General features: G+C 68.9%; 25 protein-coding genes, 1 tRNA gene and 1 pseudogene. 16 read left to right on the top strand and 11 right to left on the bottom strand.

Annotation, left to right across the window (positions count from 1 at the left end):
* Window positions 1–5 precede the first annotated feature (5 nt).
* The 7 genes and pseudogenes from B9Y70_RS09945 to B9Y70_RS13240 all read right to left on the bottom strand — a co-directional run.
* Window positions 6–890, bottom strand: a complete 885-nt coding sequence (locus tag B9Y70_RS09945) for a putative nucleotidyltransferase substrate binding domain-containing protein (RefSeq protein WP_085550111.1) — start codon at window positions 888–890, stop codon at window positions 6–8.
* Between the two features lie 143 nt (window positions 891–1,033).
* The gene (gene rpsR / locus B9Y70_RS09940) at window positions 1,034–1,282 is read right to left on the bottom strand and encodes a 30S ribosomal protein S18 (protein ID WP_040085295.1); all 249 of its coding nucleotides are present in this window, start codon (window positions 1,280–1,282) and stop codon (window positions 1,034–1,036) included.
* 12 nt (window positions 1,283–1,294) lie between these two features.
* Window positions 1,295–1,600, bottom strand: a complete 306-nt coding sequence (rpsN, locus tag B9Y70_RS09935) for a 30S ribosomal protein S14 (RefSeq protein ID WP_085550110.1) — start codon at window positions 1,598–1,600, stop codon at window positions 1,295–1,297.
* 3 nt (window positions 1,601–1,603) lie between these two features.
* Entirely contained in the window at window positions 1,604–1,768 is a 165-nt protein-coding gene (gene rpmG, locus B9Y70_RS09930) for a 50S ribosomal protein L33 (protein ID WP_040085297.1), read from the bottom strand.
* A gap of 3 nt (window positions 1,769–1,771) precedes the next feature.
* On the bottom strand, window positions 1,772–2,008 hold the full coding sequence (rpmB, locus tag B9Y70_RS09925; RefSeq protein WP_040085299.1) for a 50S ribosomal protein L28: 237 nt from the start codon (window positions 2,006–2,008) through the stop codon (window positions 1,772–1,774).
* 160 nt (window positions 2,009–2,168) lie between these two features.
* Complete coding sequence (locus B9Y70_RS09920; RefSeq protein WP_085550109.1) at window positions 2,169–2,885, bottom strand: response regulator; 717 nt, start codon at window positions 2,883–2,885, stop codon at window positions 2,169–2,171.
* Window positions 2,886–3,069: 184 nt separating this feature from the next.
* Window positions 3,070–3,495 (bottom strand): annotated as a pseudogene (locus B9Y70_RS13240) (DUF7502 family protein); the annotation flags it as partial.
* 344 nt (window positions 3,496–3,839) lie between these two features.
* On the opposite strand from B9Y70_RS13240, the gene B9Y70_RS09910 reads away from it, so the two are divergent.
* The 8 genes from B9Y70_RS09910 to B9Y70_RS09875 all read left to right on the top strand — a co-directional run bounded on the left by B9Y70_RS09910 (window position 3,840) and on the right by B9Y70_RS09875 (window position 9,638).
* Complete coding sequence (locus B9Y70_RS09910; RefSeq protein WP_159449804.1) at window positions 3,840–4,700, top strand: CPBP family intramembrane glutamic endopeptidase; 861 nt, start codon at window positions 3,840–3,842, stop codon at window positions 4,698–4,700.
* A 141-nt stretch (window positions 4,701–4,841) separates the two neighbouring features.
* On the top strand, window positions 4,842–5,108 hold the full coding sequence (locus tag B9Y70_RS09905; protein WP_085550107.1) for a type B 50S ribosomal protein L31: 267 nt from the start codon (window positions 4,842–4,844) through the stop codon (window positions 5,106–5,108).
* Window positions 5,109–5,123: 15 nt separating this feature from the next.
* Entirely contained in the window at window positions 5,124–5,297 is a 174-nt protein-coding gene (gene rpmF, locus B9Y70_RS09900; RefSeq protein WP_085550106.1) for a 50S ribosomal protein L32, read from the top strand.
* Between the two features lie 101 nt (window positions 5,298–5,398).
* Window positions 5,399–6,094: a response regulator transcription factor gene (locus B9Y70_RS09895; protein ID WP_085550105.1), complete on the top strand. Its 696-nt coding sequence runs from the start codon at window positions 5,399–5,401 to the stop codon at window positions 6,092–6,094.
* Entirely contained in the window at window positions 6,091–7,548 is a 1,458-nt protein-coding gene (locus B9Y70_RS09890; protein ID WP_085550104.1) for a HAMP domain-containing sensor histidine kinase, read from the top strand. Before B9Y70_RS09895 ends, B9Y70_RS09890 begins: the two co-directional genes overlap by 4 nt.
* Before the next feature lie 52 nt (window positions 7,549–7,600).
* Window positions 7,601–8,812: a S1C family serine protease gene (locus tag B9Y70_RS09885; RefSeq protein ID WP_420838452.1), complete on the top strand. Its 1,212-nt coding sequence runs from the start codon at window positions 7,601–7,603 to the stop codon at window positions 8,810–8,812.
* Window positions 8,813–8,854: 42 nt separating this feature from the next.
* Window positions 8,855–9,445 carry a MogA/MoaB family molybdenum cofactor biosynthesis protein gene (locus B9Y70_RS09880; protein WP_085550102.1) on the top strand — a complete coding sequence of 197 codons (591 nt, stop codon included), beginning with the start codon at window positions 8,855–8,857 and terminating at the stop codon, window positions 9,443–9,445.
* 19 nt (window positions 9,446–9,464) lie between these two features.
* Window positions 9,465–9,638, top strand: a complete 174-nt coding sequence (locus B9Y70_RS09875; RefSeq protein WP_240309225.1) for a hypothetical protein — start codon at window positions 9,465–9,467, stop codon at window positions 9,636–9,638.
* Here B9Y70_RS09875 and mscL read toward each other — a convergent pair.
* From mscL to B9Y70_RS09860, 3 genes are all read right to left on the bottom strand, one after another.
* Window positions 9,635–10,030 carry a large conductance mechanosensitive channel protein MscL gene (gene mscL, locus B9Y70_RS09870; RefSeq protein ID WP_085550100.1) on the bottom strand — a complete coding sequence of 132 codons (396 nt, stop codon included), beginning with the start codon at window positions 10,028–10,030 and terminating at the stop codon, window positions 9,635–9,637. The two genes, B9Y70_RS09875 and mscL, sit on opposite strands and share 4 nt — an antisense overlap.
* 63 nt (window positions 10,031–10,093) lie before the next feature.
* Window positions 10,094–10,720, bottom strand: a complete 627-nt coding sequence (locus B9Y70_RS09865) for an SAF domain-containing protein (RefSeq protein ID WP_085550099.1) — start codon at window positions 10,718–10,720, stop codon at window positions 10,094–10,096.
* A 48-nt stretch (window positions 10,721–10,768) separates the two neighbouring features.
* The gene (locus B9Y70_RS09860; RefSeq protein ID WP_240309224.1) at window positions 10,769–11,362 is read right to left on the bottom strand and encodes a 5-formyltetrahydrofolate cyclo-ligase; all 594 of its coding nucleotides are present in this window, start codon (window positions 11,360–11,362) and stop codon (window positions 10,769–10,771) included.
* Window positions 11,363–11,399: 37 nt separating this feature from the next.
* Between B9Y70_RS09860 and B9Y70_RS09855 the strand changes: the two genes are divergently transcribed.
* From B9Y70_RS09855 to B9Y70_RS09820, 8 genes are all read left to right on the top strand, one after another.
* The gene (locus B9Y70_RS09855; protein ID WP_085550098.1) at window positions 11,400–12,359 is read left to right on the top strand and encodes a UTP--glucose-1-phosphate uridylyltransferase; all 960 of its coding nucleotides are present in this window, start codon (window positions 11,400–11,402) and stop codon (window positions 12,357–12,359) included.
* Window positions 12,360–12,377: 18 nt separating this feature from the next.
* Window positions 12,378–13,658 (top strand): molybdotransferase-like divisome protein Glp, encoded by a 1,281-nt coding sequence (gene glp, locus B9Y70_RS09850; protein ID WP_085550097.1) that lies wholly within the window; start codon window positions 12,378–12,380, stop codon window positions 13,656–13,658.
* Between the two features lie 4 nt (window positions 13,659–13,662).
* Complete coding sequence (locus B9Y70_RS09845) at window positions 13,663–14,355, top strand: GNAT family N-acetyltransferase (RefSeq protein ID WP_085550096.1); 693 nt, start codon at window positions 13,663–13,665, stop codon at window positions 14,353–14,355.
* 90 nt (window positions 14,356–14,445) lie between these two features.
* On the top strand, window positions 14,446–15,585 hold the full coding sequence (gene sepX / locus B9Y70_RS09840; RefSeq protein WP_085550095.1) for a divisome protein SepX/GlpR: 1,140 nt from the start codon (window positions 14,446–14,448) through the stop codon (window positions 15,583–15,585).
* A 324-nt stretch (window positions 15,586–15,909) separates the two neighbouring features.
* Window positions 15,910–16,479: a hypothetical protein gene (locus tag B9Y70_RS09835; RefSeq protein ID WP_085550094.1), complete on the top strand. Its 570-nt coding sequence runs from the start codon at window positions 15,910–15,912 to the stop codon at window positions 16,477–16,479.
* Between the two features lie 32 nt (window positions 16,480–16,511).
* Window positions 16,512–16,584, top strand: a tRNA-Ala gene (locus B9Y70_RS09830).
* Between the two features lie 58 nt (window positions 16,585–16,642).
* Window positions 16,643–17,455 (top strand): hypothetical protein, encoded by an 813-nt coding sequence (locus B9Y70_RS09825; RefSeq protein ID WP_085550093.1) that lies wholly within the window; start codon window positions 16,643–16,645, stop codon window positions 17,453–17,455.
* A gap of 132 nt (window positions 17,456–17,587) precedes the next feature.
* Window positions 17,588–18,382, top strand: coding sequence for a hypothetical protein (locus tag B9Y70_RS09820; RefSeq protein ID WP_143337601.1), 795 nt, complete (start codon window positions 17,588–17,590; stop codon window positions 18,380–18,382).
* Here B9Y70_RS09820 and B9Y70_RS09815 read toward each other — a convergent pair.
* On the bottom strand, window positions 18,379–18,981 hold the full coding sequence (locus B9Y70_RS09815; protein ID WP_085550091.1) for a DNA-3-methyladenine glycosylase I: 603 nt from the start codon (window positions 18,979–18,981) through the stop codon (window positions 18,379–18,381). The two genes, B9Y70_RS09820 and B9Y70_RS09815, sit on opposite strands and share 4 nt — an antisense overlap.
* Window positions 18,982–18,990 lie beyond the last annotated feature (9 nt).

The raw sequence follows: 18,990 nt of genomic DNA, 5'->3' as shown, positions 1-18,990 counted from the left end.
CAGCGTCAGCCGACGGACAGTCCGTGGCGTCCCGCGATGGAACGCAGGGCGACGCTGACGAGACGGGCCGCCGCCCCGTACGCGCTGCGGTCGAGGGAGGGCAGGGAACGCATCGTCTCCTCCTCGCCCCACGTGCCGTGCCGCCAGCTGCGCAGCTCCATGCTCAGGCCCGTGGCCCACGCCTGGGTGAGCGCCTCCGCCTCGTCCTCCGTGAGGACCCCGTGGTCCCGCGCCCTGTCCAGCCGGTGCGGGGCGTCCCCAGAAGAGGCGTCGACCAGCAGCCCCGCCCAGCGGGCGACGGCCACGACCGGCTCCATGAGCGTGCCGCGGACGTCGACGGGAGTGTCGTAGTCGGGCAGGCCCTCCGCCAGGCGCAGGGCCGGCGGCATGTGAGCCAGCGAGGGGACGAGGAGGGCGTCGGCCACCGCCGGGTCGTCCAGGTAGCCGGCGTCGACCCAGTAGGCGAGCTTGTCGACGTCGCCCTGCTCCGCGGCGCGCGCGGCTGCGGCGTCCCAGTCCTCCCGCGGGGCCGGGGCCGGCAGGTCACCGACGTGAAGGTCGGCGCCGCCGAAGAGCTCGCGGAGCTGCTCGTTCGCTCCCGGGGCGTCGCCGACGAGGAACCAGGTGACGCTGTCCGTCGGGATGGCGTCGAAACGGGCGACGGCACCGGTGAACCGCAGGCGGGCCCCACCGGTGATCTCCTCAACCGCGGGGCTCTCCGCCCACTCCTGCAGGGTGCGGGAGAACCAGAACGCCAGCGCGGTTTCGGACTCACCGTGGTCGAGGGCGTTGCGCATGAGCTCCTGCGCCTCCGCCAGGATGCCGCGCGCCATGGCGGGGGAGGAGGCGCGGCGGGCTTCGGTGGTCAGGTCCGGCAGCGAGGGGTGCATGGTGGCAAAAATACCAGCCGGGTGGGGCGCCGAGGAAAAAGCACCGCCCGCCACCGAGTGATCTCGGGGCGGGCGGTGCGGAGTACTTCTACCGTGTCACACAGCCAGCGGCAAAAGTGCGCTGTTGCGTCCTGTCAACCGACTTAGCGGCTGGTGAACGGCAGGAGAGCCATCTCGCGTGCGTTCTTCACGGCGGTGGCGACCTGACGCTGCTGCTGCGGGGTCAGGCCGGTGACGCGGCGGGAACGGATCTTGTGGCGGTCAGAGATGAACAGACGAAGGGTCTTGACGTCCTTGTAGTCCACCTTCTCAATGCCTTCGGCCTTGAGCGGGTTCTTCTTGGGGCGGCGGGACTGCTCCATCCGCTGCTTACGGGGGTTGGTGCGCTTCATGTTGGCCACTCCTTACCAGCTGGACTTACGGACGCCCGGCAGCTCACCGCGGTGAGCCATCTCGCGCATGCGGACACGGGACAGACCGAACTTGCGGAGGAAACCGCGGGGGCGACCATCGTGGGAGTCGCGGTTGCGGACGCGCACCGGGGAGGCGTCACGCGGCTGACGGTTCAGCTCGAACTGTGCGTCGAGGCGGTCCTCGTCAGAGGTGTTCGGGTTGTTGATGATGGCCTTGAGCTCAGCGCGACGCTCCGCGTAGCGGGCGACGATTTCCTTGCGCTGCTCGTTCTTGGCGATCTTGGACTTCTTGGCCATAGATTATCGCTCCTCGCGGAATTCGACGTGCTTGCGGGCGATCGGATCGAACTTCATCAGCGAGATGCGATCGGGGTTGTTTCGCTTGTTCTTACGGGTGACGTAGGTGTAACCGGTGCCAGCCGTGGACTTCAGCTTGATGATCGGACGAATGTCATTACGTGCCATTGGTTAGATCTTCTCCCCACGTGCACGGATCTTGGCGACGACGGACTCGATGCCGTCGCGGTCGATGACCTTGAGACCCTTGGTGGAAACGTTCAGGGTGATGGTACGGCCCTCGGAGGGCAGGAAGAACCGACGACGCTGCACGTTGGGGTTCCAACGGCGCGAGTGACGTCGGTGCGAGTGCGAGACGGTCTTGCCGAACTGCGGCTTACGTCCCGTGACCTGGCAAATAGCCGACATGGGTTTTCTTTCTCCTAGCCGCCCACGTCGAAAAGCATGCAAGGACCGCGCCGCACCGATGGTGTTCCACGTACCCTCGTGACTGAGTACGGGTCGGGGCGCAGTCTTGAGCCGGCTGACGGGGCGTAGACGTTTACTTCGACAACAGCAAGGGACAACTCTACAGTCCGGGGCCGCGAAAACCTAATCCCGAGTTCACACCGCCGAAGGCCTTCGCCAGCCGCAGCGCCAGCATGGTCCGGTCGCGTGCCTGCAGCTTGCGCAGCAGGGCCGACACGTGGTTCTTCACCGTCCCCTCCGCGAGGACGAGTTCCGCGGCGATCTCCTGATTGTTGAGTCCCTGCGCCACCAGCTTCGCGACGACCCGCTCCGTCCGCGTGAGCACCGCCAGCTCACCCTCGGCACCGCTTGTCGACGCCCACGCGTAGCGCGCCACCCGTGGATCAAGGATCATACCGCCCTCCGCGGCGGCCCGGATCGCGTCGGCCAGGGCGTCGGGGGAGACGTCCTTGAGCAGGTACCCGGAGGCGCCGGCGGCCACGATGTCGGCGACCAGCCGCGCGTCGTCGAAAGTGGTGAGCACGAGGGTGGGGAGGTGCGGGGCGCAGGCGCGGACCACGGCGAGCCCGTCGGTGCCGGGCATGGCGGCGTCGGTGATGACCACGTCGACCGCGTGCTCCCGGGCCAGGTCGAGGGCGCGGGAGCCGTCGGTGGTGGTGGCGACGATGTCGATGCCGTCGATCGTCTCGAAGAGCAGGCTGAGGCCGCGGCCGTTGTCGGCGACATCGACCCGGTCCCGGCGCACCGTGACGGTGACGCGGTCGGCGTCGGCATGGCGGACGACGTTGGTCAGGGCCTCCTGGACGAACCGCAGCATGAGCTGGGCGTGGTCCTCCGGCGGCTCGTGGGGGGAGGTCCGCGTCGATCTCGACGGCGAGGCCGGTCGTGTCGAAGGAGGCGGCGAACTGGTGGAGGGTGGCGGCGAGGTCGTCGCCGACAAGCGTGATCGGGCGCATCGCCCGCACGGTGGAGCGCATGACGTTGAGGGAATCGGTGGTGGCCTCCCGGGCCCGCAGCACCTCGGCGCGGGCCTTCGCCGGATCGCGGTCGATCATGCGGGCCGAGTAGTCCAGGCTCAGGCCGATGGTGGTGAGGCGGTGACCCAGGCCGTCGTGCAGCGAGGCGGCGATGCGCTCGCGCTCCTGGGACAGGGCCAGCTCCCGGGAGTCGCGCAGGCTCGCCCGCAGGCGGGGGTTGGTCTCCTCGAGCTCGTCGTGGGCGCGCTGCCGGTCGCGGATGATGCCCGCCACCGACAATCCCGCCGCGGCCAGCAGGGCCGCGGCGACCGTCTCCGTGAGCACCTGGTTGAGCGGGCTGCCGGCGGTCAGGTGGATCCCGGCGGTGAAGGCCACGATGAGGCCGCCGTAGACCCACCCCACGGTCGTCCCGAGCCCCAGCAGCAGCACGATGAACGCCACCCACTGCATGCCGATGCTCACCGGCGAGTTCGCCACGAGGAAGAAGGCGAAGGCCACGACGGCGAACAGCAGGGTCGTCCCCGCCCGCGGATAGGTGCTCCACGCCGCCCGGGCCACGACGAGAAGAAGGGCCGTGACCGCCCCGGTGAGCATCTGGGTCGGCGTGCGGTGCTCCGCGAGGACGGCGCTGAGGAAGAGAAACAGCGCGACGCCGAAGAAGAAGGTGAGAAGCCGTCGATCCATGCCCCTCACGCTTCCGCCCGCCACCCATGACCCGGGTCATGATTTCGGGCGACAGAAACCGTGACCACGGGGGGTCTGACGGCCCGCGCGGGCCCATAACTTCTGCAGACATGGACAACAACCGTGAACACAACGCCCCGCTGCTTCCCGTCACCTGGTGGGGAGTGCTCATCCGCATCGTCGTCGGCACCGTGCTGATGTTCGCCGCCAACCTCGCCCGCGTGCCGCTGCATGAGTGGGCGCAGGAACGCTGGTCGGGGGAGGAGGCACAGATGGCGGCCGCCTCGGTCATCTTCCTGCTCACCCCTCTCCTCGTCGTGATGGGTGCCTGGGCGTGGATGCGGTGGGTGGAGGGGGCGTCGATAAGCGTGAGCGGCCTGACCCGCTGGCAGACCCTGCTGCCCGGCTTCCTCGGCGGCCTGGGGCTCGTCGGGGTGGCGGTCGGTGCCGCGTGGATTCTGCTCGCCGCGTTGCAGACCGGGCCGGCGGAGGTGCCGACCCTCGACTGGCGGGACGTCGAACAGGCACCACTCGGACTGCTCCTCGTGCTGCTCTTCGTGCGTGCCGTCCTCCTGCAGGGCCTGCCCGAGGAGCTCATCTACCGCGGCTGGTTCTTCCACGTAACCCGCCACCGCCCCTGGCTGACGCTGGCGTGGACGACCGTGGCGTTCACCCTCATCCACCTCGTGTCCTCCGGCGGGCAGCAGAGCCTGAGCGAGCACGTCTGGTACCTGATCATGCCCTTCGGCATGGCGATGCTCGGCGGTGCGGCGGTGCTGTGGCGGGGTTCCGTGTGGTGGGCGGTGGGCACCCACGGTGGGATGCACATCTGTCTGGCCGTCGGCTCCGCGGTGCACCCCATCGAGCTCGGGCAGGTGGCCTGGGCGGCCATCGGGGTGGCGCAGGCCCTGGTGGCCGCGGTGATCCTCGGGCTGTGGCAGCGGCAGCGCGCGCCTCATGGCGCCCCATAGCACGGAATTTCAGAATCCGGCACCCGGGGAGTAGGATGGTCCGAGTTGTCAATCTCCAACCCAACTCAGGCACGATCCGGGCCTCTGCGAGCCATGCCCTGGAACCGACCTGATGTTCAATCCTGAGGGAATCGAGACTTCATGAAGAATGATATCCACCCCGACTACCACCCGGTGGTCTTCCAGGACGCCGGCACCGGCTTCAAGTTCCTGACCCGTTCCACCGTCAAGTCCGACCGCACTGTCGAGTGGGAAGACGGTAACGAGTACCCGCTGATCGTCGTCGACGTCACCAGCGAGTCCCACCCGTTCTGGACCGGTGCACAGCGTGTCATGGACACCGCTGGCCGCGTCGAGAAGTTCGAGAAGCGTTTCGGTGGCATGGCCCGCCGCAAGAAGAAGGCCTAAGGAGGTAGAAGAACAATGGCAGTTCCGAAGCGAAAGATGTCCCGCGCCAACACCCGCATGCGCCGCTCCCAGTGGAAGGCCGACAACGTCGCCCTCCAGGAGGTCAAGGTCGACGGTCAGACCGTCCGCATCCCGCGTCGTCTGGTCAAGGCCGCACAGCTGGGCCTGGTCGAGGTCGAGCAGTTCTAGTCCCGTTGCCGAGCAGGTGATGTGACCACACCGGCTCCCGCTCCACACTGGTGGAGGGGGAGCCGGTGTTTTTGGTTCCGCCCTGGTCCATAATGGGGAACATGAAAATCCTTGTGGTGGACGACGAACAGGCCGTACGAGAATCTCTGCGCCGCTCCCTCATCTTCAACGGCTACGACGTCAGTCTCGCCGAGGACGGGGTGGAGGCGGTCGAGAGCATCGGACGGGACCGGCCCGATCTGGTGATACTGGACGTGATGATGCCCCGCATGGACGGGCTCGAGGTGTGCCGCACCCTGCGCAGCACCGGCTTCGACCGCCCCATCCTCATTCTCACCGCCCGCGACGGCGTCGCCGACCGCGTCGCCGGCCTGGACGCGGGCGCCGACGACTACCTGCCCAAGCCCTTCGCCCTCGAGGAACTCCTCGCCCGCGTCCGTTCCCTGCTGCGGCGGGCCGCAGTGGACAGCGCAGCGGCGCAGGAGGAGCAGCAGGAGCTCGTCTTCGAGGACCTGCGCCTCAACACCGAGACCCGCGATGTGGCCCGCGGCTCGCGTTCCATCAGCCTCACCCGCACCGAGTTTTCCCTCCTGCAGCTGCTCATGCGGAACCCGCGCCGGGTGCTCTCCCGCGCGACGATCCTCGAGGAGGTCTGGGGCTACGACTTCCCGACGTCCGGCAACGCCCTCGAGGTGTACATCGGCTACCTCCGACGCAAGACCGAGGCGGAAGGGGAGTCCCGGCTTATCCACACCGTGCGCGGTGTCGGCTACGTCCTGCGTGAGACGGCCCCGTGATCCTGCGGCGGCGGGCCTCCCGGCCGGACACGGACGGCCGGGAGGCCCCACCTGTCTCCGTCGGTGACAACAGCGGCGACATCTGGAGCGGGCGCACCACGCTGCGCTGGCGCCTGTCGCTGCTCACCTTCGCGGTGGTGTCGTTGGCGGTGGGGTTGATGACCTTCCTCACCTACCTGACGGTCTCCGCCGTCCTCACCTCCGGGGTGGACCGCGATCTCGAACAGCTGTCGGAGGTGCTGCTGGAGAAGACGCTCGACCCGTTCTACCTCATCAACCTCGACGCGAAGATCCAGCTCTTCAAGTCCTATAACCCGGAGACCCGCGTCGCGGTGTCCCCGCCCGGGTGGTCGTTCTCCCGGGGCGACGCCATCCCGGTGGGTGGTGACCTGCGGGGTGCGGGGGACACGACGGAGGCGGTGTTCCGCACCGTCGGCGGCGAGCGCATCATGTCGAAGACGGATTCGCTGGGCGCGACGATCGTCCTCGCCCGCGACATGCACGACACCCACCAGCTCATCACCACCCTGGGCACCCTGCTGCTCGTCATCACCGCCCTGGGCACGGTGCTGGCCATCGCCGCCGGCCTCGTGGTCGCCACCGCCGGCCTGACGCCGCTCAAGCGTCTGCAGAAGGCCGTCGATTACGTCGCCGACACCGATGACCTGCGCCCCATCGCCGTGCAGGGCAACGACGAGATCGCGCAGCTGACCAGCTCCTTCAACGCCATGCTGGGGGCGCTGCAGGAGTCGCGTACGCGCCAGTCGCAACTGGTGGCCGACGCCGGTCACGAGCTCAAGACCCCGCTGACGTCGATGCGCACCAACATCGAGCTGCTCATGATGCTCAACCAGCCGGGCGCGGCGGACCGCATCTCCGCGGCGGACCGGCAGGACCTGGAGCGTGACGTCATGGCCCAGATGACCGAACTGTCGACGCTCATCGGCGACCTCGTCGACCTCGCGCGCGAGGACGCGGCGGAGACCACCATGGAGTCCGTCGACCTCGACGAGGTGATCGTCTCCTCCCTCGAGCGGGTGCGCCGCCGCCGTCCGGACCTCGACTTCGACGCCGACCTCGCGCCCTGGACTCTCACGGGTGACCAGTTCTCGCTCGGCCGGGCCACCCTCAATCTCCTCGACAACGCGGCCAAGTGGTCGCCGCCGGAGGCCACTGTGCAGGTCCGGATGACCCCGCTTGCCGACGACCGCATCCAGCTCACCGTCGCCGATTCCGGCCCAGGTATCCCGGAGGAGGAGCGGGAGCGGGTCTTCGAACGCTTCTACCGGGCGGCGGAGTCGCGCTCGCAGCCGGGCTCGGGTCTGGGCCTGGCCATCGCCAAGCAGACGGTGACACGTCACGGAGGGACCATCCGGATCGCGGAGGCAGCGGGTGGGGGAGCGCTCGTCATCGTCGAGCTCCCCGGCCAGCCGCAGGTCACCCCATCCAGGTAACGTACAGAAAGGCGTCAGGATCGGCCCAGAGCAGAGGAGCACAATGACCGGCATGAATGACGACACCTCTTCAGACCCGCGGAACCCCTCCACCGGCTACCAGCCGGTGACCTCCCCCTACCAGTGGCAGGCAGCGGAGAACCCCGGACCGGAGGGTGTCCCGGACCCTGCCCCCACGCCCGCCGAGCCGCGCAAACGCAGCGTGGGACTGGGCACGGCCCTGGCCCTCATGCTCGTGGGATCGGTGGCCTCGGGCTCCATCGTCGGCCTCGTCGCCGCGAACTCCGACTCCGGTTCCCCGGGGGAGACCGTCAGCGCCCTGGAACAGGAGAGTGCGCCGGCGGCCGAGGCCCCGGAGGGCGGCGTCGAGCAGGTCGCCGCCGAGGTGCTGCCGACCGTGGTCTCCCTCCAGGTGGCCACCCGCATGGGCGCAGGTGAGGGGTCGGGTTCGATCATCTCCTCCGACGGTTACGTCCTCACCAACCGCCATGTGGTCTCGGGTGCCGACGGCGGCTTCGGCCAGATCGAGGTCACCCTCAACGACGGCCGCACCCTGCCGGCCGACTACGTCGCCTCCGATGCGCCGACCGACATCGCCGTGGTGAAGATCCGCGACGTCTCCGATCTCCCGGTCATCGAGTTCGGTGACTCCGACACCCTCCGCGTCGGCCAGGAGGTCGTGGCCATCGGCTCCCCGTTGGGCCTGAGTTCCACCGTCACCTCCGGTATCGTCTCCGCCCTCAACCGTCCGGTGCGGGCCTCCGACGGCGGCGGCGAGTCCTCGCTCATCGACGCCATCCAGACCGACGCCGCCATCAACCCGGGTAACTCGGGAGGGCCGCTCGTCGACATGTCCGGGCACATCGTGGGCATGAACTCGGTCATCGCGTCGATGAGCTCCGGCGGAGAGGCCGGTTCCATCGGCCTGGGCTTCGCCATCCCCGCGAACTTCGCCAAGCGCGTCGCCGACCAGCTCATCTCCACGGGGCAGGCGACCCACCCGATGCTCGGTGTCCAGGTCGCCGGGCGGGCCGACGTGCACGGTGCGCTCATCGCGTCGGTGGAGCCGGGCAGCCCGGCGGACGAGGCCGGCCTGCAGTCCGGTGACGTCGTGCGGCGCGTGGACGACCGGATCATCGACAACTCGGACGCGCTCGTGGCCACGGTCCGGTCCCAGGAGTTCGGCCAGACCGTCACCCTCGAAGTTCTCCAGCCGGATACGGGGCAGAGCCGAGAGGTAGAGGTTACGCTGACCACAGAGTAAATTTTTGGATATTAGAAACGAACAATGTCAGAACTTCTGAGGATGGAGAACACCGTGCACACCGTCGATGAGCCCCCGCGCACGTCCGCACTGCTGGACGTCGTCGAGCCGGATGCGGCCTTTCTGATCGCCGCCGAGAAGGAGGACACCCCGCCGGCCCGACGTCGCGCGCTGGTGGTCCTCGTGGCGGACCACGTGCTCGGCTCCGGGGAGGACACCGACCGGCTGGTCACGGAACTGCTCGTCGAGGCCGGTTTCGCCGTCGACGCGGTGGTGTCGGTCCGTTCCAAGAAGTCGCAGATCCGCCAGGCGATCGAGACGGCCGTCGTCGGCGGCGTCGATCTCGTGCTCACCGTCGGCGGCACCGGCGTGGGCCCGCGGGACAAGACCCCGGAGGCCACCCGCTCCGTGCTGGATCAGCTGGTGCCGGGTATCGCGCAGGCTTTGCGCTCCTCGGGTCTGGCGTGCGGTGCGGTCGACGCCTGCACCTCCCGGGGCATCTCCGGTGTGTCCGGGTCCACCGTCGTGGTGAACCTGGCGGGCTCCCGCGCGGCGGTCCGGGACGGCATGGCCACCCTCACCCCGCTGGTGCACCACGTCATCGACCAGCTGCAGAAGTACAGCGTTGAGTAGCAGGCGGCCACGCCGGCGGGTGGTCCGGAAGTCCGACGCCCCCGAAATCGACCGGAACGCCGACCGCCCGGACTCCCTGTTCGGGGATGTCCGGGCGGCGGATGAGGAGCGGGAGGTCGTCCTCGACCCGGAGGCCGAGGAGTCACTGTCCGCGGAGGAGTTCTGGCGCGAGCAGCGCCCTCCCCACTATTAGCGCTTGAGCAGGTCGCGGATCTCGGTGAGCAGCTCGACGTCGGTGGGCTGCGGCTCCTCCTCGTCCTGCGGGATGCCACGCTTGGCGGCGGCGATCTCGTTGAGCTTGTTCATCGGGGCGACGATGACGAAGTAGACGACAGCGGCGATGAGCAGGAAGTTGATCGCGGCGGTGATGACGGCACCGAAGTCGAGGAAGGTGGCGTCGTTGCCGGAGATGATGTGGAAGCCGAGGCCGGAGACGTCGGCGCCACCCAGAGCGGCGATCAGCGGGTTGATCAGGTTGTCGGAGAAGGCGGTGACGATGGCGGTGAAAGCGCCACCGATGACCACGGCGACAGCCAGGTCGATGACGTTGCCGCGCATGATGAATTCCTTGAAGCCCTGCAGCATGGTGGTCCTCCCGTTGGAATCTGAGATTTTTTTAGGAACGCACAAACTGTAGACCATCGGGCGTCATTTGGGGAGAGGGGACGACAGGACGACGGCGAGCGGAGTCGACAGGGAGGCGGCGGCCACCGCGTGGGCCTCCTCCTCCGGTAATCCGAGGAGCAGGGTGCCCGGGGACTCCCGGGTGTCCACCAGAATCACCCGTCCACCTGTGGAAATAACGTCCGTTTCTGTCCGTTCGGGCACTGCGGCGAGGATAGTCACGCTGTCCCCGTGGCGCAGGAGCGGCAGGATTTCCGGTTCGGCAAGTCTCACCGGAACAATTGTCGTGATTTCTCCCACAAATGCGTTACTAAGGTCTGTACCGATGAAGCGGGAGGCCGTCACGACCTCTCCAGCCGCGGCCTCCACGGCCAGGATCCGGCCTTCCGCCTCCGCCGGATCGCGCACCGCGGAGGCGGGCAGCAGCGGGTCGGGAACGGGGACGAGGGCGACGTCGTCACGCGTCAGCGCCTCGCCCGCGGTGACCGGGCGGGCGAAGACGAGGGCCCGGGGAGCACCCGCACCGGCGTCGCGCAGCGCGAGCCCCAGCGCGGCGAGCAGCAGAACGACGGCGAGCACGCGGCGGAGAAACACGGCGCGCCGCCAGCCGGGCGTGCGGAGGGAGGACAGGAACGGGGGAATGTCAGCCATACAGTATTGGACTGCCCGGAGGCCCCGCCGGTTCCCTCCGGAGGGAAATCAGCGGAACCGGCGCACTCCGGCGGGGGTGATCGCCATGTCGACCGGCATGTCGTGGTCCTCCGCGGGGATGTCGTCCCGGATCTCCCCGTTGTAGAGGAGCACCGCGGTGCGCGGGGGATTCTCCGCATCCGCGAAACGTAACAGCGCGCGGTCGTAGAAACCACCGCCCTTGCCCAGGCGGATGCCCTCCGGCGACACGCCGAGCGCGGGCACGAGGATGAGGCGGCACGAGTCGAGGGCGTCGGCACCGAGGCGCTCACCGGTCGGCTCCGCGATCCCCAGCACTCCCGGGGTGAGCGCCAGACGACCCTGATACAGCGCCCAGTCGAGGCGGCCGCCCGGGAGGGAGACCGGCAGGAGGAGGGAGGAGGCCTCGCCGTGCAGGGCGTCGAGAAGCAGTGGTCCGCCGGGCTCACCCGGCAGCGGCGAGTAGGCGGCGACGGAGGTCTCCACCGGGGTGAGCGAGCGCAGCAGCGCGGCCGCATGGGCGATGATCGCGGCGTCCTCGCTGCGGGCCTGCTCCGGCGACATGTCCCGGCGGGCCTGAGTCATCCGCGCCCTGAGTTCTGACTTCTTCTCCCGGATGTTCATGCACTCAGCGTAACCGCGCGGGGTAGGGTGGTGCGTTATGAGCTTGTCAACCACCGACCATCCGCATGGCGTGAAGACCGTGATCGTTCCCGCCGCCGGGATGGGAACCCGCTTTCTGCCTGCCACGAAAACGGTCCCGAAAGAGCTGCTCCCGGTGGTGGACACCCCGGGAATCGAGCTGATCGCGGAAGAGGCCAACGCACTCGGCGCCTCCCGCCTGGCCGTCATCGTCGCCCCCAACAAGCAGGAGGTCCTGCGCCACTTCGAGCAGTTCCCCAACCTGGTGGAGACGCTGTCGGAGCGCGGCAAGACCGAGCAGGTGGAGAAGGTGCAGCGCGCCGCGAAGCTGATGAGCCCCGTCGCCGTCGAGCAGGCCAAGCCGCTCGGCCTCGGCCACGCCGTGGGCCTCGCGGAGAGCGTCCTCGACGACGATGAGGATGTCGTCGCCGTCATGCTTCCCGACGATCTCGTGCTCCCCATGGGCGTCCTGGAGAAGATGGCCGCCGTGCGCGCCGAACTCGGCGGATCCGTGCTGTGCGCCGTCGACGTCCCGCGCGAGGACGTGTTCAACTACGGCGTCTTCGACATCGAGGAGATCCCGGCCGACTGCGACCTCGACGCCGGCACCGTCAAGCGGGTCGTCGGCATGGTGGAGAAGCCGGAGCCGGCGGACGCCCCCTCGACCTTCGTCGCCACCGGCCGCTACCTCCTCGACCGCGGCATCTTCGACGCCCTCAAGCGCATCAAGCCGGGCAAGGGCGGGGAGATCCAGCTCACCGACGCCATCGAGCTGATGATCCGCGAGGGCCACCCGGTCCACATCGTCGTCCACCAGGGCAAGCGCCATGACCTGGGCAACCCGGCCGGCTACATCCCGGCCTGCGTGGACTTCGGCCTGGCGCACCCGAAGTACGGCCCGGCCCTCAAGCGCATGATCACCGAGATCCTCGCCGAGCATGAGGCGGCCGCCGCGGCCGAGTCCACCGACCAGGACTGATCCCCCTAGGAGTCTGCTGTGCGTTCCGTTGAGCACCAGTTGGCGCTGGTCACCGATGCGGCGGTCACCCCGGAGCCGGTCCGCATCGCCATCGCCGACGCCCTCGGCCTCATGTGCGCCGAGGAGGTCCAGGCCACCCGCGCCCTGCCCGGCTTCCCGCAGGCAGCCATCGACGGCTACGCGGTCCGCGCCGTCGACGTCGGCGGTGAGAAGGGGCTCGGTGCCCCGGTCCCGGACCCGGACGCCCCCGCCCCGGTCGAACCGGTGGAACGCTCCCTGCCCGTCGTCGGTGAGGTGGCCGCCGGCTCCCAGCAGCCCCTGCGCCTGCAGCCCAAGCAGGCGGTGCGCGTGCACACCGGTGCTCCGCTGCCCACGCTGGCCGACGCCGTCCTGCCCCTCGAATGGACCGACCGGGGTCGCCGCCGCGTCACCGCGCAGCGCGTCGTCCGCTCCGGTGACTTCGTCCGCCGCACCGGCGATGACATCCAACCCGGGGACGTCGCCGTCACCGCCGGCTCCATCCTCGGCCCGGCCCAGATCGGCCTGCTGGCCGCGGTGGGCCGCTCCAAGGTGCTCGTCTACCCGCGGCCGCGCCTGTCGGTGATCTCCGTCGGCCGCGAGCTCGTCGACATCGACCGCGAGCCCGGCCTCGGCCAGATCTACGACGTCAACTCCTACGCCCTGGCCGCCGCCGGTCGAGAGGCCGGGGCGGAGGTGCACCGCGTCGGCATCGCCGTCGGTGAGCCGCGCCGCCTCAAGGAGATCGTCGAGGGCCAGATCCAACGCAGCGAGGTCATCGTCATCTCCGGCGCCGTCGGCGGGCAGGGGTCGGAGATGTTCCGCTCCGTGCTCGAGGACCTGGGCGAGATCGACACCGCCCGCGTCGCCATGCACCCCGGCTCCGTCCAGGGCTTCGGGCTGCTCGGTGAGGAGCGGATCCCCGTCTTCCTGTTGCCCAGCAACCCGGTGTCCGCACTGGTGACGTTCGAGGTGCTCGTCCGCCCGCTCATCCGCATGTCGCTGGGTAAGCGCAACACCGCCCGCCGGGTGGTCCGCGCCCGCGCCCTCAACCACATCGCCTCCCGGGAGGGCCGCCGCGGCTACATCCGCGCCCGCCTCATGCGGGATTCGGAGACCTTCGACTACCTCGTCGAGGGCATCGGCGCCGCCACCGGAGCCCCGGCCCACCTGCTCGCCGGCCTCGCGGAGGCCAACGCCCTCATCCGCGTGCCCGAGGAGGCCACGGAGATCCGCCCGGGCGACATCGTCGACGTCATGTTCCTCGCCCAGGGCAGCTGAGTTCGTGTTCGATCCCTTCGGGTGGGCGGCCCGCTCCTACCGTCAGCCCGGTCGCGGGCCTCGGGATGTGCTGCATCCGGGGTGGCCCGAGTCGACCCCTGCCGTCCGTCTGCCCGACGGGGCGAGCCTGCGCCTGCGCCCGTTGACCAGCCGCGACGCCCGCGACTGGCGCGAACAACGGCTTCTCGACGAACCTCACCTCCGTCCCGTCGAACCCACCGCCCACGACGGTTGGGAGGCCGCCCACTCGCAGACCGCCTGGTGGAACTTCTTCACCGGCATCCGCGATGCCGCCCGCAAGGGGCAGGTCGTCCCCCTGGTCATCGAGCTCGAGGGACGTTTCGCCGGGCAGGTCACCCTGGGTACCATCCAGCACGGCAGCGTCTCCGACTGCTGGATCGGCTATTGGGTGCATTCCGCCGCGCAGGGCAGGGGAGTGGCCACCGCCGCGTGTGCCCTCGGCACCGACCATGCTTTCCGACGCATCGGCCTCCACCGCGTCACCGCCACCTACCTGCCCGACAACCCCGCCTCCGGACGCGTCCTCCAGGCCAACGGTTTCCGCGAGGAGGGCTACCTCCGCGCCAACCTGCACATCGACGGGCGCTGGCGGGACCACCACTTCGTCGCCCAGAACATCGAGGACCACCGGGGCTCCTGCGTCGAGCGCCTCCGCAGCGTCGGCCGATTGCGCTGATCCGCCTCGGCGTGGCAGGGCGGTGGCGGGTTTCCGCGCCGATACTCTTGACTCGAATCCCTGTATCCCGCTGAGGAAGGTGCACGACACGTGTCCAGTAGCCTGATCATCGTCCTGATCATCGTGGTGTGGCTGTTCGTGCTCGCCCCGCTGCTCATGCGCGGGCAGAAGCCGATCCGCAAGGCCGGCGAGGCCTTCGACGACACCCGCGTCATCCACCAGGGCGGTTCCGGCGATCTGCCGGCCCGCCGCCGTCCCCGCCTGAGCGCCGCCGACGTGCGCCCCGTGTCCGCGGAGGACGGGGATCTCGAGGACCTCGAGCTCATCGACGTCGACGAGGTCCTCATCGACGACGATTCCCCGCGCCCCTCCCGGTCCTTCCGCGGCCTGTTCACCCGCCCGGAGGAGCCGGCCGAGGTGGAGGCCGAGGTCGTCGACGGTGCCGTCGTCCACGAGCTCGAGGCCGGCGATGTCGTCACCGCCGAGGTTGATACGGCGGACGAGTGGGACGACTGGGACGAGGACGCCACCTACGCCTACGACGACACCTACACCTCCCCGTCCGATCTCATGTACCCGGACTCCGTGGACTCCGTGGTGGAGGTCGTCGAGGATGAGGACCAGGATGAGGCGGACGAGCTGGAGGACCTCGGGGAGAAGGCTCTCGAGCCCGCAGAGCCCGCAGAGTCCGCAGCTGCGGACTCCGCGGACCTGGATGAGGACCTCTCCGAGGAGGAGATCGAGTTCGCCGAGCACCGTGCCGCCCGCGGCGGCTGGGACCCGGTGGCTGACGCCGAGTCCTCTATCACCCGCTACCAGCGTCGCCAGCGCACCCTCATCGGCCTCGCCGCCGCCGTCGTGTTCACCGCTGTCCTGGCCTTCGTCATCGGCGGCTGGGCGTGGGCCGTCGCGGGCCTCGCCGCCGTCGTCACCGTCCTCTACCTCGTCGCCCTGCGCACCCAGGTCCGGGAGGAGCAGGCCCTGCGCAACCATCGCATCCGGCAGCTGCGCCGTGCCCGCCTCGGCGTGCTCAGCGCCGCCGACGAGGAGCTGGCCATCCCGCGTCACCTGCGTCGCCCTGGCGCCGTCATCCTCGAGCGTGACGACGAGTCCCCCGACTTCGACCACCTCCCCGTCGTGGAGTCCCGCTTCGACACGGAGCCGGCACCGGCCCCGACCCGCACGTTCCGTCGTCCGGCGCGTTTCTCCGACGATCGTCGCGCGGGTTAGTTTCCGCTTTCCATTCAGCACGCTGTCCCCGGTGGGGCGGCGTGCTGTCGCTTGTCCGACTCTCCTCACCGCAGTGCCGCGCTGACTCGTGGCCGGTAGCGGCAGCCCCGCGCGATGCTGAGGCCATGAACCCAGACTCCCCGTCATCGGCATCGGTCTCACCCTCCTCGTCTATGGAGCGCACACCGCATACGAGGCCTACACCGACACCGGAAGTGAGCTCCTTGCCCTCATCGGCCTCATCCCGGTGATCCTCGGAATGATCGTGATCTCCGTCGGCTGGCGCCTCGGTTCCCCACACCGACGTCAAACGCACAGCTGGGGGTGGGCAGCGTCGAGAAGGTCACCTGGACGGGACTGTCCGTCAACGACGTCCCGCAGTACCGCCTCACCCTCCGGGTCCGGGGCACCGACCTCCAGGAATTCACCGGTCAACTGTCGCTGTTCATTCGCCCGCACGAGCTCGGCACCTTCGCTCCGGGCACGATCATGCCCGTCGCCTACGAACCGGAGAAGCCGCAGCGCCTCATGGAGGTACCGGACGACCGGATGGAGGAGGCACAGCAGATGTACCACCGCCAGCGGGTGCTCATGGGTCTGGCTGATCCGCGGGGCCCGGAGATCCACGCGCGCGGAACGGTGACCACCGGCGTCATCATGTCCGTGACCCCCACCGGGGAGATCCGTCACGGACACACCGGCATCGAGATCGCGGTGCGGTTCCGCGACCTCGGTGGGAACCTCGTGGACCGCAGCAAGGTCACCTTCCTGACACCCTCCATGCTCAGTCGGCTCACGGTCGGCCGCCAGATCGAGGTCTTCCACCTGCCCGAGGACGACACCCAGTTCTCCTTCGCGGTGGACACCATCGACGTGGGTCCCGCAGCGGAGTAACGTATGTCAACAGTTCCACTCCCGGAGCACCCGGGGCTATAGCTCAGTTGGTAGAGCGTCGCGTTCGCAATGCGAAGGTCAGGGGTTCAATTCCCCTTAGCTCCACAGAGACGCCGCCCCCGACTCGTGAGCGGTAGACGCCGCCGTGATCCATGATCAGGGCATGTTCCTCAGAAACCTCTTCCTCTCCTTCGGAATCGCCCTCATCGCGGGAGGCCTCGGCCTCGCCCTCTTCCTCTACACACAGACCGGGATGCTCGCCCCGGCGTTTGCGGGGTTCATCCCCGCCACCGTGGGTGGAACCTTCCTCCTGGTCGCCCTCAAACTCAACAGCATCGGTGACATGGGGCCGTTGCGCGAGATCTTCAGTTTCGGTGCCGATCCGACGCTGCCTCCGAACGCTCAGATCGCGGTCGGCACGGTCGAGGGTCTCGATCGCACGCACCTGACCGTCAATGACATCCCCCAGTACCGCATCAGGCTGCGGGTTCGGGGCGTCGATATGCGGGAGTTCACCGGGGAGTTGAAGATGCTGGTCTCCCCGCACCAGATGGCCGCCGTCGCGCCGGGGACGATGCTCCCCGTCGCCTACCTCCCGGAGAATCCGGGGAGACTCTACCGGGTGCCGGCGCAGCGACAGGCGGAGGCGCAGGCCCTGTTCCAGCGTCAGCAGGTGCAGCTGGGGTTGGCGGATCCGCGGGCGGCGGAGGTCAGCGAGCGCGGCGTCCCGGTCACGGGTGTGGTCATGTCGATGATCCCAACCGGGGAGATCCGCCAGGGGTACACGGGTCTGGATGCCACCGTCCGGTTCACCAACTCGTACGGCAATCTGGTGGAGCGTTCGAAGCGGGCGTTCCTCCCGCAGTCGATGCTGGGTCAGCTGGGGGTGGGCCGGCAGGTGGACATGCGGGTGCTGCCGGACGATGACACCCAGTTCATCTTCGAGCTCAACTCGGTGGATGCGGTCTCCTGGTAGCGGGGGCGGCGTCGTGAAGCGGCCAAACGTCCCGCGAAGCCCCTTTTCCGGCAACGGATCGGGGCTTCGCGGCGTTCTTTGCCGCGCCGACACTCGTGAACGGTAGCCGGCGGTCTCCCGCATGCTGAGGCCATGGCATTCCGAACTGTGCTCTTCGTGGTGGGCGTCGCAGCTCTCATCATCTCCGTAGTCACCGGCCGGATCGAGCTGGTGCTTGCCGGACTGGTGCCGCTCTTCCTCGGCGCATTCTGGCCGTCCGAGAAGCTTCCCACCGAGGAGGACTTCCGGGAACTTGACGAACTCGACGAACTCGAGAAGATTCTCGACGCCGCGGAAGAATCCGAGCTCTCGCCGGACGCGTTGCTGGGGGTCGGCGTCGTGGAGAAGCTGGAGCGCACGCAGACGACGATCAACGGCATCCCCCAGTACCGCATGATCCTCCGCGTCCGGGGGGCCGACATGCGGGAGTTCACCGGCAACCTGATCACGCTGATCCGTCCGCACGAGATGGCCGCCGTCGCACCGGGGGCGCTGCTCACGGTCGCCTACGAACCGGAGAACCCGACGATGCTGGCGTTGGTCCCGGAACACCGGCAGGAGGAGGCCCGCGACCAGCTCCACCGCCAGCAGGTGCAGCTGGGGCTGGCGGATCCGCAGGCGATGGAGATCCACGAACGCGGCATGCCGACCACCGGCGTCATCCTGACCACGACCCCGACGGGGGAGATCCGCCACGGCTACACCGGCCTGGAGGTCACGGTCCGGTTCGCCGACTCCCACGGGAACCCGGTGGAGCGCTCCAAGCGGATGTTCCTCCCGCAGTCGATGCTCGGCCAGCTGACGGCGGGGCGGCAGGTGGACCTGTGGGTGCTGCCGGAGGACGACACCCGGTTCACCCTCGGGATGAACGGCACCACGGACTCCTAAGCCTCTCCCCACACTCCCGACGTCCCACGGCGGTGTGATCCGAGGAGGTGTGTGTCCACCATGCCGATGGCCTCCATCAGCGCGAAGCACATCACCGGCCCGACGAATGTGAGGCCGGCCTTCTTCAGGGCCTTCGACAGGGCCTCGGACTCGGGGGAGCGGCTGGGGATGTCCGCCAGCGTCTCCGGTGCGAGGTTCTCGGCCGGCTGGTGCGACCAGATGAGGTCGACGAGGCCGCCGTCCTCGCGCAGCTCGAGGACCGCCCGGGCGTTGCGGATCACGGCCTCGATCTTGCGGCGGTTGCGGATGATCTCCGGATTCTCCAGAAGCTTCTCGACGTCGCCCTCCCCGAACTCCGCCACCCGCTCCGGATCGAACCCGGCGAAGGCGGCGCGGAATCCCTCCCGCTTGCGCAGGACGAGCTCCCAGGACAGCCCGGCCTGGAAGGCCTCGAGGGACAGGCGCTCGAACAGCCCCTGCTCGTCGCGGACGGGCATGCCCCATTCGGTGTCGTAGTAGTGGCGCAGCAGGTCGGTGGTGGCGGCCCACGCGGGGCGGGCGAGTCCGTCGGAGCCGATGATGAGGTCAGATGCAGTCATGTCTTATTG

It is taken from the genome of Corynebacterium pollutisoli, from assembly GCF_900177745.1.
Lineage (GTDB): Bacteria > Actinomycetota > Actinomycetes > Mycobacteriales > Mycobacteriaceae > Corynebacterium > Corynebacterium pollutisoli.
This window is presented reverse-complemented; position numbering and strand designations above follow the sequence as displayed.

What these genes read in the sequence shown, in the direction of transcription:
- rpsR (WP_040085295.1), bottom strand. Translation starts at nt 1,282, where the DNA reads ATGAAGCGCACCAACCCCCGTAAGCAGCGGATGGAGCAGTCCCGCCGC.
- rpsN (WP_085550110.1), bottom strand. Translation starts at nt 1,600, where the DNA reads ATGGCCAAGAAGTCCAAGATCGCCAAGAACGAGCAGCGCAAGGAAATC.
- B9Y70_RS09885 (WP_420838452.1), top strand. Translation starts at nt 7,601, where the DNA reads ATGAATGACGACACCTCTTCAGACCCGCGGAACCCCTCCACCGGCTAC.
- B9Y70_RS09895 (WP_085550105.1), top strand. Translation starts at nt 5,399, where the DNA reads ATGAAAATCCTTGTGGTGGACGACGAACAGGCCGTACGAGAATCTCTG.
- B9Y70_RS09815 (WP_085550091.1), bottom strand. Translation starts at nt 18,981, where the DNA reads ATGACTGCATCTGACCTCATCATCGGCTCCGACGGACTCGCCCGCCCC.
- rpmF (WP_085550106.1), top strand. Translation starts at nt 5,124, where the DNA reads ATGGCAGTTCCGAAGCGAAAGATGTCCCGCGCCAACACCCGCATGCGC.
- B9Y70_RS09825 (WP_085550093.1), top strand. Translation starts at nt 16,643, where the DNA reads ATGTTCCTCAGAAACCTCTTCCTCTCCTTCGGAATCGCCCTCATCGCG.
- B9Y70_RS09865 (WP_085550099.1), bottom strand. Translation starts at nt 10,720, where the DNA reads ATGGCTGACATTCCCCCGTTCCTGTCCTCCCTCCGCACGCCCGGCTGG.
- B9Y70_RS09905 (WP_085550107.1), top strand. Translation starts at nt 4,842, where the DNA reads ATGAAGAATGATATCCACCCCGACTACCACCCGGTGGTCTTCCAGGAC.
- B9Y70_RS09880 (WP_085550102.1), top strand. Translation starts at nt 8,855, where the DNA reads ATGGAGAACACCGTGCACACCGTCGATGAGCCCCCGCGCACGTCCGCA.
- mscL (WP_085550100.1), bottom strand. Translation starts at nt 10,030, where the DNA reads ATGCTGCAGGGCTTCAAGGAATTCATCATGCGCGGCAACGTCATCGAC.
- B9Y70_RS09910 (WP_159449804.1), top strand. Translation starts at nt 3,840, where the DNA reads ATGGACAACAACCGTGAACACAACGCCCCGCTGCTTCCCGTCACCTGG.
- B9Y70_RS09820 (WP_143337601.1), top strand. Translation starts at nt 17,588, where the DNA reads ATGGCATTCCGAACTGTGCTCTTCGTGGTGGGCGTCGCAGCTCTCATC.
- rpmB (WP_040085299.1), bottom strand. Translation starts at nt 2,008, where the DNA reads ATGTCGGCTATTTGCCAGGTCACGGGACGTAAGCCGCAGTTCGGCAAG.
- B9Y70_RS09855 (WP_085550098.1), top strand. Translation starts at nt 11,400, where the DNA reads ATGAGCTTGTCAACCACCGACCATCCGCATGGCGTGAAGACCGTGATC.
- B9Y70_RS09860 (WP_240309224.1), bottom strand. Translation starts at nt 11,362, where the DNA reads ATGAACATCCGGGAGAAGAAGTCAGAACTCAGGGCGCGGATGACTCAG.
- B9Y70_RS09920 (WP_085550109.1), bottom strand. Translation starts at nt 2,885, where the DNA reads ATGCTGCGGTTCGTCCAGGAGGCCCTGACCAACGTCGTCCGCCATGCC.
- B9Y70_RS09945 (WP_085550111.1), bottom strand. Translation starts at nt 890, where the DNA reads ATGCACCCCTCGCTGCCGGACCTGACCACCGAAGCCCGCCGCGCCTCC.
- rpmG (WP_040085297.1), bottom strand. Translation starts at nt 1,768, where the DNA reads ATGGCACGTAATGACATTCGTCCGATCATCAAGCTGAAGTCCACGGCT.